We start from the raw sequence: 13002 nt of genomic DNA on the forward strand, positions 1-13002 counted from the left end.
AGGTATCTATTTAGTATGAATATAGTTTGTTCCATTGATAATAACTACGTTGAGCATTGCTGTGTGATGCTCTGCTCGTTTTTTACAAATAATAAGGATGAGCAGAATACAATCTTTCTGCTAGGCGATAATCTGAGTACTAGGAATCAAGCAATCATCAATGATCTCGTAACCTCTTTTAACGGAATATTCGTTTATTGCCAAGTTGATGCCGATGCACTAAAGGACTGTCCCATTAAAGAAACAGATCATCTTACCATAGCCACCTATTATCGTCTATTCATGGTAAGATTATTACCCAAGGACACAGACAAAGTATTATATTTAGACTGCGACATCGTAATAGACGGTTCTTTAAAAGAATTGTGGAATACCAACCTTGACAATTACGCCTTAGCCGGCATTGAAGAAATGGGTTGGCATTCAAATGATGTCTTTGAACGGTTAGGATTTGACAATAAATATGGTTACTTTAATGCAGGGGTTATTCTTGTCAATCTGAAATACTGGAGAGAGCAACATCTGACAGAGAAATTTATCGATTATCTCGCATTAAATTCCGCAAAACTGAAAGCCCACGATCAAGACGTGCTAAATGCCGTATTACATAATAAAAGCCTGCATATATCATGTAAATGGAATGTAGAAACCGGATTTTGTTTACACGAATTTCTCAAGATACACAACTTTGACCCTCAATTACTGAAAATAATCAGAAAACCTATAATTATACATTACACCTGGAAGCCAAAGCCATGGGAGAAAAGAAGTAAGCATCCATTTAGGATCGTTTATTATAAGTACTATAATAAACTGCCCATGAAAGAACTGTTTGGAAGAACCCTGACTTTTGAAAAGCGTCTGCGTTTGTATTGGTACAAATACTGTTTCATATTACTTTTAACTTTTTCGATTAAGAATGCAAAATACTATAAGATGTAATACTACGCTACATCACAAGGAAATATTAATAACTAAACGATAAATGATGAGATCTCCATATATATTATGTGATTCGCAAATCTTCGACTTACAGAAGTTCGGAGGAATTTCAAGGTATTTCTGCGAAATTATTTCCAGACTAAATATAAAGTATGACATATCTGTGCGCTATACAGAAAACCATTATCTCAAAAACAGCAAACTAGGCAAGCACTTTTTAAATCTACCTCACTTTATCTTCAAGCGCTATGAATGGAAACTTTATCGTAAGAACAGAAAACTGACAAAGAGAATATTGCAATCAACATCTCCTTACTTATTTCATCCAACGTATTATGATCCTTACTTCCTAAAATATATAGGTAATAATCCTTTTGTAGTAACGGTACACGATATGATTTATGAACTCTTTCCCCAGTATTTCAATGACTCAAAAGAAATTATTAGCCAGAAGAGAGAAATAATAACAAAGGCCAATAGAATCATAGCCATAAGCGAAAACACCAAAAAAGACATAATAAACATATTAAATATAGATCCTTCAAAAATTGATGTCATCTATCATGGTACAAGCATCCAAACTCCTTGCAAAAAAAACAAATTGCAACTACCGCAGAGATACATTCTTTTTGTAGGAGATAGAGTTACTTATAAAAACTTTCAACGCCTGTTAGAAGCTTTTGCTATCCTTGCCAAATCAGATAAAGAGTTAGTACTGATATGTACCGGCAAACCATTTTCTAGAGATGAAAAAGAAAAGGCTCTCCATTTAAACGTCAGTACACAAATTATGCAAATCCCGATAGATGACAAAAAGTTAAATGAGCTCTATGCCAGAGCATTACTATTTGTATATCCTTCATTATACGAAGGATTTGGCATTCCTATTCTAGAAGCATACTCTTGCAATTGTCCGGTAGCATTAAGCAAAGCGAGTTGCTTCCCCGAAATTGCAGGTGATGCCGGTGCTTATTTTGATCCTTATTCTATAGAATCGATAGCCAACACAATCTCCGATTGTATTTATAATGAAGAAAAACGAATGGAACTAATAAAAAAAGGAAAAGAAAGACTTAAACTATACTCTTGGGAAAAAGCCGCCCAAGAAACAGAGGCAGTATATCAAAAAGTTTTAAGTGAAATCTAGCAGTAAGAAAGAAATATGGAAAAGCCTACACTTAGCATTATTACAGTCAATTACAATAACAACGACGGATTAATTAGAACGTTGCAGAGCGTAAAAGCACAGTCATACAAGGATTATGAGCACATCATCATTGATGCCAATTCATCCGATGGTAGCAAAGAGACCATCATACGCTATAGCAAAGAAGAAGATAATCACCTTACCTATTGGGTGTCCGAACCGGACAATGGTATTTATAGCGGAATGAATAAAGGCATTACACAAGCTAAAGGAGAATATTTATACTTTCTGAATTCAGGAGACTGCCTGACAAATGATGTATTGAAGGATATTCCATTTGACGGAACACAATATATCTATGGAGATATGGTATTGATAGAGCCTCAAGGAAGAAGAGACAGAATTGCCCCTGACTATCCCGGTTTAATATTCTTCTTCTATGACTCCTTATCACATCAGGCATGTTTTATCCATCGGTCACTCTTTATTAACGAACTATACAGTACTCAGTACAAAATCATTTCAGACTGGGCACATAGCGTAAAGTCCATTGTATTAGAAGATTCTACTTACCGTCATATTTCACGTGTAATTGCAGAATGTGATGGAACCGGTATCAGTTCTAAATATATTGATGTTCAGACTGAACGTATCAAATGGTTCCAAGAGAATCTGTCACAACAAATGTATTCAATGCTAATGGAGTTGTTAGAGTATAACAAATCAGGATTCAAGTCTATTATACCCACAATGAACCGAACGAGACGATTTCAGAAAAGAGCTTTGAAATTAGTTAAAATCCTTCTAAAAATAAATTCTTTCTTCTCTAAACCTAAAAACAATGATCCTTATAATAATATATTATATCGTCCTTGAAGTTTGACATCCTAACCTAACGTGAATTATATCTCATTGAACAGTTATGAACACTCCTTTAAAATTCTCTATTATAATACCCGTATTCAATGCCGAAAAATACATCAGTAAATGTATTCTATCATTAATACACCAAGATATTACTCTTGATGAATATGAAATCATTGTCATCAATGATGGTTCTACAGACAACAGTACCCAAATATGCGATGAATTATCTGAGAAATACCATAATATAAAGCATATTATAACCACCAACAGTGGCGTAAGCGCAGCAAGAAATCGAGGACTGGACATTGCACAAGGAGAACTTATCTTATTTTTGGATGCTGATGATTACTTTACTACCAATACACTATCTAATATATACAAAGCGTTCAATGAACAACAATTAGACATACTCATCTTTAATTATAATTATTGGGATTCTCAAGGAAACTTATTACAAGGTTTCGACGAAAAAGAAAGAAAACATTATCCACAAATTGTTGTACCGGGAAAGGCTTTCATTAAAACGGAATACATACCTTCTACAGTCTGGACAATGGCTTATCGCAGAGAATATATGCAAAAAATGAAGTTTCACTTTATCAATATCAGGCATGAAGATGTAGAGTTTATACCTCGCGTCTGCTACTATGCAGAAAAGGTAATGTATTCTCCCTCTATCGTCTGCTACAACTATATCCAGAGCGATATTTCATTCATGCAAAACTACAAAAAAACAGGCTTCTTCGACAAAATCAAAGCTATGAGCAGTTTGAATAAATTCAAAGAGGAGTTTGTAAAAGAGAAAGACATACGCTTTCACTTAGAAAATTATATATCGTCTGTACTAATGGAAAATCTGAAATTCAGCTTTTCAATAAACAGCAAAGCTCAATTCCAGATGATAAAATCAATGAAACTGGCTAACCTCACACCACTAAAACACGCTAAGAGAAAAGGAGTACATGCTATTTTATATAAATATTTTCCCGCTTTGTTCATTGCCTATTATCGACGTAAACACTCCAAACGGAACCGCTCCTAAGCCGGCAGGAAACACTCAAGTCGGTTCTTCCAAAATTCGATTATAGATAGCTAGTCTTGTATCCAACATTTCTTGGGGATTATACAGCTGCCGCAATCGATATTCTGCCTGATTAACTATTCTCTCTTGCAAGTCCTTATCATCTGCCAATCGGGCAATTGTTGTGGCAAAGTCTTTAGCCGTATCTGCTATAAGGCATTCTTCTCCATCACGAAAATCCAGGCCTTCAACTCCTTTCGTAGTCGTAACAAACGGAGTTTTAGAAAACACAGCATCCAATATTTTCATTCGCATACCACTACCTATACGAATAGGGACCAGGACTATACTTCCACTCAAGAAGTGTTGCAAATCATCTACATATCCAACCAATTCCATTTCAGGACAAGAAGCACAAAGTTCTTTTAAAAGTTCCTTATTCCACATCCCGCTCACCTGAAAAGTAAAAGAAACCCCCAAATTACGTAAATGAGGAGCAATCTCATTACAGAACCACGCAACAGCATCCAGATTAGGACAATGATTTCCACTCCCAAAGAATGTCAGTCTATTGGTTGTAGCTGGTACAAAACCTATTTTTGAGGATTCTTTCTGCTGAACTACCGCCGGAGAAGCATAAATACATTCTTTATGTCCTACAAACTCTTCCAATACCTTGCAATCAAACGCCGTTAAAGCAATAATATACTTAAAACGCTGTAAAGCATTACGCTCAAATTCTTTTGCTATTTCAAATGACATCCGGTCTTCATCCGTAACCTCTTTGAATAACGACATTTCATTTTCATTATGTACATAACGTAACTCATGATGCAAAAAGATCGTTTTCACATCGGCCGGTAAAACATACCCTAATGAAATCAATTCATAAAATTCAACTTGAATAATATCAAATCCCTGTCTCGCCACCTGCCCTACATACTTAATATATCCAGAATCAAAATAGCTAAATACAGAATGATGAAGGGTAGACTTTTTACGTACCCAATCTACAGAACCAGTCTCTGAAAACAACAGTTGCCTGTTCAATTTCCGTTCAATGGAAGATTTCATTTTCCCTAACCATTTATAATAGATAGGTCGCTTCACTTTTAAAGTATCTTGAGCATTCTCTTTAGTAAATACAAAGAATTCTACATTCCCCCAAATCTTTCTCAATTCCTCAACATTCCTTTTTTGTGAGCCTGTTTTGGGATAAAGCAGTATAGAAACAGACATTTTATGACGGATATAGTCAACCATATTAAAAAAAGCCTGATTCCCTCCAGAATTCAGAGGATAAGGTATAAAAGGAATAATAAAAAGAATTCTTTTCATAGAGTCATATTATATAATAAGTTACAATATTTTTTATAATCGGTCTCTTTGCTCGGTAGGTAAATAAGGTATAAAAGAACTCAAATATTTATTCATTCTTTCTATCAGATATGCTTTATATCCTCCATGCAGTGTTTCGCTTAGTTTTTCTAACAAAGAATGTCTGGTCTTTGAATCAAATTGAGCACGTTCTATTTTTTTGTAGAAGATGCCACGTCGCAGAATTTTTCTATATGTAGTAATCTGCGGATATTTCTTTTCAAGTCTACTAATTACAGCAAAATCTTCTTCCCAAGCAAGCCCTGTCTTTCTTACTTGCACAGAAGTTGATTGGTGAAAACGAAAATAGTTCAACTTCTTATATACTTCAATAACCTTTCCCAAGCTTGCCATTTCTGTCCAAAACAACCAGTCTCCACTAGATTTCATAGACAACCATTCGGTTTCATCTATCAACTCTGACAAATCACGTCTAAAAAGAACACTACTGGCATTGAATATGTAACACCGCCAATACATATTGCGCAAAACATAATCTGAACTATCAAATATTCTATATCCTTCTTTACAAGAATATTGGTTTTTTCCCCATCGATCATGATCTATTTGCAGTTTATTTCCAGCCTCATCTACACAATAACTTCCCACAAAGCACAAAGCAGCGCCTTCATTTTCTTCCATCAAAGGAACAGTAGTAGCTAAAAAAGAAGTATCAGCATAATCGTCGCTTTCTGCAATCCATATATATTTGCCATGAGCCATGGAAAGCCCTTTTTCCCATTGTACAAAAGGGCTACCTGTGTTTTTACAATTTACTTCAACATAAGAAACATGAGGATGGTTCTTATATAGGTTTATAACCTCAAGACTCTCATCAGTAGATGCGTCATCCAACAAAATTATCTCAATATCCGTATACGTTTGACTCAAAATAGAATCCATACGCTGTTTTAAGAAACGCGCATAATTATAATTGGGAACAATAACACTTACTAATGGATTTTGATTCATTGCCATACCTCTAACTCAGCTGTCAAAGACGATGTCGCTTTGATTTAAACATTAATCTAAAAAAACGATATATATTACGATACAAGGATGGGCTATTATAAACCATCCATCGTTTTATTGCACAAGACACTCCTATTTGTCGCCAATTAAACCGATCATATTTATGCATCTCCAAAAGTACCTTCGTCACAATATCTTCGGTAGCAGAAGAAGAATCTACAAGTTGGATATGATCTATCAAATGTAATCCTCTCTGAATGACAAATATCGGAGTTTTATCCCAGATATCCTCAGCAAGGATAAAATCATTTTGCTCGCATACAGCCAAAAATAATTGATACTCTCTTTGAGGATTATACTTACTCTGCATTGTACTCCCCTTCCGTATCACATAATGATACTTAGGAGTATCTTGCAACACCACTTTTTCTGCCCTATAGAATATACGATAACAAATAGCCAAATCCTCAAAAACACGATTCTCCGGAAAAATAATACCTTCAAACAAGCACCGTTTGAATAATTTATCCATCATATAGTTCCTGACATGTTTATCTACTGCCAAAGCACGAACTGCTTCAACACGATCGAACATGAACTGTTCACCGGAAGAATACTTCGCCTCACTCTTTCCTCCCTTTTCTATATAACGCGAACAAATGGATATATCAGCGCCATTCTCTATCAGTAGGCGATACAAGAATTCGTACATATCCAACTCAATCCAATCATCACTATCTACAAAACCGAGATATTCACCTTGAGCTATGGCTAAACCTCTATTTCTTGCTACGCTTTGACCTGCATTTGTCTGATGAATAACTTTTATCCGTTTATCCTTTTGGGCAAATAAATCACAAAGCTCTCCCGAACCATCGGAAGAGCCGTCATCTACTAATATTATTTCCAGATTCTTATAAGTCTGCTCACAAATCGAAAGCAAGCATTTCTCTAAATAGTCTTTTACATTGTAAACAGGTACTATAATGCTTATCTGGGGCAATGTTTCAGTGTTCTCCATACGTCATAACAATTACCACAACCGTAAAGTACTCATCAAAGGATAGCCAACCCGCCATCTTAGTTTAAACTTACGTACCAAATTCCACGGTTTGGTTCTTGTTCTTCCCTGATAGTACCAAATATAGTTATTCACAGCATCCAACACGCGTGAAGAGGATTCACCATCCAAATGTGCCTCATGTCTATCAACATAAGCACGAATTTGCTCCATCAAGGCAGCAGGACGAGAGAGTGCTTTTTCCAAGGCACTTTCTACCTCATTTACATCCGTTACATTCAGCAAATGATTACCGGGGGTGGTATTGCAATAAGTCACCACCGGCTTATCTAACATCATATATTCTACAATGACAGATGATGCATCGGATAATAACACATCCGCACGATTTAATAATTCGGCATCTACCAATCCACTCTCATGGAAAATGACATTCGGACAAGTTTTTGCCAATTCCTTATACTTCTTGAGTATATCAGAATTTGCAAACTTTGGATGGAACGAGATAATCCAATCCCATTCTTTTTCTTTGGCCAAACGTTTAATGGTTTCAAACAGATAAGGAGCCGAAGTAATAGTCTTCGTAAATGTTGTAGAGTACAACACTACCGGACGTGCGTTATGAGAAGATAAATTGCGTTCTTTTACCAACGCATCTGCCTTGCACCATCCTGTTTCATAAACCTTGAAGAAACCATATTTCTTTTCAAGTTCTTTAAATGGTGCAGTACTAGTCTCCCCTTGCGTACAATACATATCGAACCAACCACGAACAGAAAAATGATCGTCCTTTTCGTCACCTCGTTTATTGATAGGATATCCATGAAAAAGACAGACTTTTACTCCCGGAAAGAAATCGTAGATATAATTGCCTGGTGCAAAAACAGCAATGGGATTGTAATCCATAACAGCCTGTACAGATCGCAACCACCTTTCATTCTTTTCCAGTAGTTTCGGACAGCCTTGCTCTATAAACCATGCAACTTCATCACCCCTGCGCAGAATTTCATCCTGCAAAGGTCGTAGAATAGGATATGAGTATGCTACCGATACAAAAAACAAATATTTCTTCTTCATAAAATTAAACGTCTCCGATACTATTCTTTGTAATCGCGAGATTAAAAACAGAATAGTTTAGTTTAGGCTAAATTAATGTCTTCTTTTCTATTCAAAAACTCACTTTCAGTAATTAAATGCAAAAGTATATATTTTACTGCATCCATACACATACTATTTATAACAATTTGCAGTTCGTTCTTAAAAACCTCATTAATTAAGGTACATTATTTTTTATTATCTTTGCCACCGAAATGATTAAATAAATAGTGCAATGACCAAAAGCAAATTACAGCGTAGCTACCACGAACATCACCGAAAAACCGATAAAGCCACTTTATTGTTCGGAATTACCATCTTTTTCAAATTCTTACTTTTTGACTTTATTTGGAGTCTGACAACTACATTTGCTTCGTTTTCTACTTTTGAGTTTTATACCACTAAATTAATCACGACTCTGGTACTACTTATCCCCTTCCTTTTTTTCAGGCTTTGGAAAACAGAAATTGTTATTATGTTCCTACTGGATATACTTCTTATCATTAATTTGATGTATTTCCGTACTTACTATACCGCTATTCCTCTAAGCAGCTATGCACTATCGGGAAATCTCGCCGATTTCAAAGGAAGTGTTTATGACTCTTTCTGCTGGTACGATATATTCTTCCCTTTATCCACTCTTGCTTGCATTCCACTTTATCTATTTTACAAACGTAAACAAGAGAAAAAGCCCCATACTCTTTATTGGATACTTTTAAGCGGTAGTATCGCAATCTTTGCTATAGTTACCACCCTCAAAGGTGGATTTAAAGAAGCATATGGTAAAATACGCCAAGAAGCTTATTTATGTGCAAGTACTACTTCTATATACACAGTATTCGGAAACTTGTATTATGATCTGATAAATCAGAAACAAGAACTCACCCCTCAAATACAACAAACAATTGAAAACTGGCTAAGTCAGAAGCCCGAACATCATGCTCTCGCCCAAAAAATATCCGTACGCAATAATTGTATCGTTATCTTGGCTGAGTCATTGGAAAGTTGGGTGCTTGAAACAAAAATAGAAGGGCAAGAAATCACTCCTCATTTAAATAAATTACTACAAGATTCCACCACTTTATATGCCCCGTATGTATTAACCCAAGTAAAGGGTGGACGGTCTATTGATGCCCAATTGCTACTTTGTGCAGGAATGCTTCCAATCAATAGCGGAACATACAGTAGCCAATACCCCGATCACACTTATGGCACTCTACAAAAGGCTATGCACCAGAAAAAGAATTCACGTAATTATCTTTTAACTATAGACAAGGTATCTACCTGGAATCAAGGTGTGATTGCCTACAATTTCGGCATCGACTCCATCATTGCTTATCATGATTTTGAGCAAACCGGAGCTTTCGGTACCCATAAACGTGTCGGAGACCACCCTTTCCTGAAACAATGCCGCAAAAAAATCGAGAATGGAGAAATCTGGAAGAAAGGAGAAAATGCATATATACAATGTATCACTTATTCCGGTCATGCACCTTTCAAGCTCCCCGAAGAATTGAAAGAAGTGTCATTCTCAACCGCCATTCCTCAAAAGATGAATGATTATATGACAATGGCACATTACACAGACAATGCGATTGGAGAATTTGTAGAATTCCTAAAAACACGTCCGGAATATGCAGAAACACTGATAGTCATCACCGGCGACCACGAAGGATTAGCCAATTACCGTCCGGAGTTATGCCATGCTCCCGGTGGAAAAGGAGTCGTATCCGATAAAACATTTACTCCATTTATTGTAGTCAACTCGCCGGTAGGAATGCGTTACGACAAAGTAATGGGACAAATAGATATGTATCCAACTCTGCTAAACCTGCTGCAATTGGATGATTATGAATGGACAGGATTAGGAGAGAGTATCCTCAATCCACAGAAAAAAGGATTTGCCGTCAACCCACAAATGAATGTAGAAGGTGAAGCAGTCAGTCCGGAAGAAAGTGAGTTTGCTAAGAATGCCTATGACATTTCCGATATGATGATTCGCTTTGACTATTTAGGCAAATGCACTAAAGAGAAGTAAAAAGGAATGTAATAATTGGAAATGTAGAAAAGTTTGCATAGTTTTGTAAACAATTAAAATTTTATCACCAAATCTTTGAATTTATGAGTTTTACAACACTTAGCAACGGTATCTTTGCGGAATCCATTCTCGATTACCACAAGAAGAATCATGTAGATACTCCTATCCAAAACCCATATCCACTAAAAAGCATCGAATACTATTTATATCTGAAAAATTGGATTGACACTGTTCAGTGGCATCTGGAAGATATCATACGTGATCCAAACATCGATCCGGTAGAAGCTTTGAAAATAAAAAGAAGAATTGATAAATCCAATCAGGATCGTACGGACCTAGTTGAATTAATTGACAGCTATTTCCTTGATAAATACAAAGATATTCAAGTAAAGACAGATGCTATTATCAATACCGAAAGTCCGGCATGGGCTATCGACCGTCTCTCTATTCTTGCATTAAAGATATATCACATGCGTCAGGAAGTGGAACGTACCGACACCACTCCCGAACACCATGCCCAGTGTGAAACTAAACTGAATATTTTGCTAGAACAACAAATTGATTTATCAACCGCCATCAACCAACTGATTGCAGACATTGAAGCCGGAAGTAAATACATGAAGGTTTATAAACAAATGAAGATGTATAACGACCCCAGCCTAAATCCTGTTCTTTACGGTAAAAAATGAGGTTACTAATTATAAGGTTCTCTGCATTGGGCGACATTGCAATGACAGTTCCGATCATTGATTCATTAGCCAAACAATATCCGCATTTAGAAATCACGGTATTGAGCAAGCCCTTTGCAGCTCCTATATTCTCACAGATGCCTGCCAACGTAAAATTTCAAGGAGCAGACATTAAACAATATAGCGGGTTTACAGGCTTATTACGATTATTCTGTAAGCTTAGAAAAGAAAAATACGATGCAGTTGCAGATCTACACGACGTACTTCGCTCTAAAGTATTACGCGGACTATTTTTCCTATTCGGGAAAAAGACTGCACATATAGATAAAGGCAGAAAAGAAAAGAAAACATTAATACGAGCTAAGCATAAAATATTGCGTCCACTAACGAGCTCCTTCAATCGATATGCAGATGTATTCCAGCAATTGGGTTTTCCAGTAGAAATAAAATTCAACTCTATCTATAAAGAGAAGAAAGGAGATACCACTCTGTTTCAAGACATTACCGGAGTACCTGATAATAAACATTGGATCGGCATCGCACCTTTTGCAGCACATAAAGGGAAAATATTGCCGGATGAAACCATTGCAACGCTTATTCATGAAGCATCTTTGCATGATGATTGGAAAATATTTCTGTTTGGAGGAGGTAAAGCTGAAACGGAAAAGCTGGAAGCTTGGGCAGGAAAACACCTCAATGTACAATCACTGGCCGGTAAACTCAACATGAATCAAGAGCTGTCACTGATGAGTTATCTGGAAGCGATGATTTCTATGGATTCAGCCAATATGCATTTAGCCTCTTTGACAGGAACACCGGTGATTTCAATATGGGGAGCTACTCATCCCTATGCAGGTTTTATGGGCTGGAAACAAAGCATTCAAAATGCAATACAAGTAGATCTTCCTTGCCGTCCATGCTCTATCTTCGGCAATAAACCTTGCTGGAGAGGTGACTATGCATGCTTGACAGGCATTCGCCCGGAAAGCATCATTCAGCATTTAGAAAAAGTAATCAAAGTATGAAAATTATTATCAGTCCTCAATATCAATCTGCACAATCATTCATTTCACAATTCCCTGAAATCTTCCGGAATAAAGGCGAGCTGATTTTCAAAAAGCGAAATGAAGTGAAACGTTTCTACACAGATTATGGTGAATGGATTGTGAAACGGTATAAAACCCCCAATATATTCCAGCAATTAGCTTATACGTTCTGGAGAAAAAGCAAAGCCGAAAGAGCATTCCTTTATGCTGAAAAGCTGTTATCGCTTGGAATTGATACTCCGACAGGCATTGCCTACATTGAAAAAAGAAAAGGAATATGGTTTGATGACAGCTATTTTATTTCCGTAGCGTGTCCTTATCCACCCGTATTCCCATTACTTATCGAAAAATCGGACTTTGATAAAGAACTGGCCAACGCACTTACTCTCTTTTTTGTAAAGCTACATCAGAAAGGTATCCTACACGGAGACCTTAACCTTGACAATATCCTCTATCATATAGATGATAAAGGTGAATATCAATTCTCCGTTATAGATACTAACCGTACTCTATTCAAATCGAAGCCTACTCCCAAAGAGTGTCTTGATAATCTAATAAGAGTTACCCATCGCCGCGATCTGCTACAATATATTGTAGAAAAATACGCTGAAATACGAAGATGGGACGCAGCCAATTGTACCCAAAAAGTCATTAAGGCTTTAGATAAATTCGAAAAAAAGAAAAGGTTAAAACGAAAATTGAGAAACAAGAAGTAAATCAGCTTGTTTGCCGCTACTAAATAAAATGCATATATTTGCAAAATTTTAATCAATATCCTTTAGTTAGG

Annotated in this window: 12 protein-coding genes; 8 read left to right on the top strand and 4 right to left on the bottom strand. The window is 36.3% G+C overall.

The window, feature by feature from the left end:
* Window positions 1–15 precede the first annotated feature (15 nt).
* Genes Q1W14_RS15260 through Q1W14_RS15275 form a run of 4 tightly spaced genes read left to right on the top strand, consistent with a single transcriptional unit; the run spans window position 16 to window position 3998 of the window.
* Window positions 16–942 carry a glycosyltransferase family 8 protein gene (locus tag Q1W14_RS15260; protein WP_300702902.1) on the top strand — a complete coding sequence of 309 codons (927 nt, stop codon included), beginning with the start codon at window positions 16–18 and terminating at the stop codon, window positions 940–942.
* Between the two features lie 46 nt (window positions 943–988).
* Window positions 989–2089: a glycosyltransferase family 1 protein gene (locus tag Q1W14_RS15265; RefSeq protein ID WP_300703058.1), complete on the top strand. Its 1101-nt coding sequence runs from the start codon at window positions 989–991 to the stop codon at window positions 2087–2089.
* Between the two features lie 15 nt (window positions 2090–2104).
* Window positions 2105–2965, top strand: a complete 861-nt coding sequence (locus tag Q1W14_RS15270; RefSeq protein ID WP_300702904.1) for a glycosyltransferase family 2 protein — start codon at window positions 2105–2107, stop codon at window positions 2963–2965.
* Between the two features lie 46 nt (window positions 2966–3011).
* Window positions 3012–3998 (top strand): glycosyltransferase, encoded by a 987-nt coding sequence (locus Q1W14_RS15275; RefSeq protein ID WP_300702907.1) that lies wholly within the window; start codon window positions 3012–3014, stop codon window positions 3996–3998.
* Window positions 3999–4013: 15 nt separating this feature from the next.
* Here the strand turns inward: Q1W14_RS15275 and Q1W14_RS15280 are convergent, their stop codons facing one another.
* From Q1W14_RS15280 to Q1W14_RS15295, 4 genes are read right to left on the bottom strand one after another with little or no spacing between them, the layout of a single operon-like run.
* Window positions 4014–5315, bottom strand: a complete 1302-nt coding sequence (locus Q1W14_RS15280) for a glycosyltransferase (RefSeq protein WP_300702909.1) — start codon at window positions 5313–5315, stop codon at window positions 4014–4016.
* A gap of 33 nt (window positions 5316–5348) precedes the next feature.
* Entirely contained in the window at window positions 5349–6332 is a 984-nt protein-coding gene (locus Q1W14_RS15285; RefSeq protein ID WP_300702911.1) for a glycosyltransferase family 2 protein, read from the bottom strand.
* Window positions 6333–6348: 16 nt separating this feature from the next.
* A complete protein-coding gene (locus Q1W14_RS15290; RefSeq protein ID WP_300702914.1) occupies window positions 6349–7347 on the bottom strand; it encodes a glycosyltransferase in 999 nt (332 codons plus the stop codon).
* Window positions 7348–7359: 12 nt separating this feature from the next.
* Window positions 7360–8424, bottom strand: coding sequence for a CDP-glycerol glycerophosphotransferase family protein (locus Q1W14_RS15295; protein WP_300702916.1), 1065 nt, complete (start codon window positions 8422–8424; stop codon window positions 7360–7362).
* A 253-nt stretch (window positions 8425–8677) separates the two neighbouring features.
* On the opposite strand from Q1W14_RS15295, the gene Q1W14_RS15300 reads away from it, so the two are divergent.
* The 4 genes from Q1W14_RS15300 (at window position 8678) to Q1W14_RS15315 (ending at window position 12931) form a co-directional block, all read left to right on the top strand.
* On the top strand, window positions 8678–10480 hold the full coding sequence (locus Q1W14_RS15300) for an LTA synthase family protein (RefSeq protein WP_300702918.1): 1803 nt from the start codon (window positions 8678–8680) through the stop codon (window positions 10478–10480).
* A gap of 83 nt (window positions 10481–10563) precedes the next feature.
* The gene (locus Q1W14_RS15305; protein WP_300702920.1) at window positions 10564–11169 is read left to right on the top strand and encodes a DUF4254 domain-containing protein; all 606 of its coding nucleotides are present in this window, start codon (window positions 10564–10566) and stop codon (window positions 11167–11169) included.
* Window positions 11166–12194 carry a glycosyltransferase family 9 protein gene (locus tag Q1W14_RS15310; RefSeq protein WP_300702922.1) on the top strand — a complete coding sequence of 343 codons (1029 nt, stop codon included), beginning with the start codon at window positions 11166–11168 and terminating at the stop codon, window positions 12192–12194. Before Q1W14_RS15305 ends, Q1W14_RS15310 begins: the two co-directional genes overlap by 4 nt.
* Complete coding sequence (locus tag Q1W14_RS15315) at window positions 12191–12931, top strand: lipopolysaccharide kinase InaA family protein (RefSeq protein WP_300702924.1); 741 nt, start codon at window positions 12191–12193, stop codon at window positions 12929–12931. The genes Q1W14_RS15310 and Q1W14_RS15315 overlap by 4 nt, the downstream gene beginning before the upstream one ends.
* Window positions 12932–13002 lie beyond the last annotated feature (71 nt).

Origin of the sequence: Bacteroides sp., assembly GCF_030151085.1 — a bacterium.
Classification (GTDB): domain Bacteria; phylum Bacteroidota; class Bacteroidia; order Bacteroidales; family Bacteroidaceae; genus Bacteroides.

What these genes read in the sequence shown, in the direction of transcription:
- Q1W14_RS15305 (WP_300702920.1), top strand. Translation starts at nt 10,564, where the DNA reads ATGAGTTTTACAACACTTAGCAACGGTATCTTTGCGGAATCCATTCTC.
- Q1W14_RS15265 (WP_300703058.1), top strand. Translation starts at nt 989, where the DNA reads ATGAGATCTCCATATATATTATGTGATTCGCAAATCTTCGACTTACAG.
- Q1W14_RS15280 (WP_300702909.1), bottom strand. Translation starts at nt 5,315, where the DNA reads ATGAAAAGAATTCTTTTTATTATTCCTTTTATACCTTATCCTCTGAAT.
- Q1W14_RS15295 (WP_300702916.1), bottom strand. Translation starts at nt 8,424, where the DNA reads ATGAAGAAGAAATATTTGTTTTTTGTATCGGTAGCATACTCATATCCT.
- Q1W14_RS15260 (WP_300702902.1), top strand. Translation starts at nt 16, where the DNA reads ATGAATATAGTTTGTTCCATTGATAATAACTACGTTGAGCATTGCTGT.
- Q1W14_RS15285 (WP_300702911.1), bottom strand. Translation starts at nt 6,332, where the DNA reads ATGGCAATGAATCAAAATCCATTAGTAAGTGTTATTGTTCCCAATTAT.
- Q1W14_RS15270 (WP_300702904.1), top strand. Translation starts at nt 2,105, where the DNA reads ATGGAAAAGCCTACACTTAGCATTATTACAGTCAATTACAATAACAAC.
- Q1W14_RS15300 (WP_300702918.1), top strand. Translation starts at nt 8,678, where the DNA reads ATGACCAAAAGCAAATTACAGCGTAGCTACCACGAACATCACCGAAAA.
- Q1W14_RS15275 (WP_300702907.1), top strand. Translation starts at nt 3,012, where the DNA reads ATGAACACTCCTTTAAAATTCTCTATTATAATACCCGTATTCAATGCC.
- Q1W14_RS15315 (WP_300702924.1), top strand. Translation starts at nt 12,191, where the DNA reads ATGAAAATTATTATCAGTCCTCAATATCAATCTGCACAATCATTCATT.
- Q1W14_RS15290 (WP_300702914.1), bottom strand. Translation starts at nt 7,347, where the DNA reads ATGGAGAACACTGAAACATTGCCCCAGATAAGCATTATAGTACCTGTT.
- Q1W14_RS15310 (WP_300702922.1), top strand. Translation starts at nt 11,166, where the DNA reads ATGAGGTTACTAATTATAAGGTTCTCTGCATTGGGCGACATTGCAATG.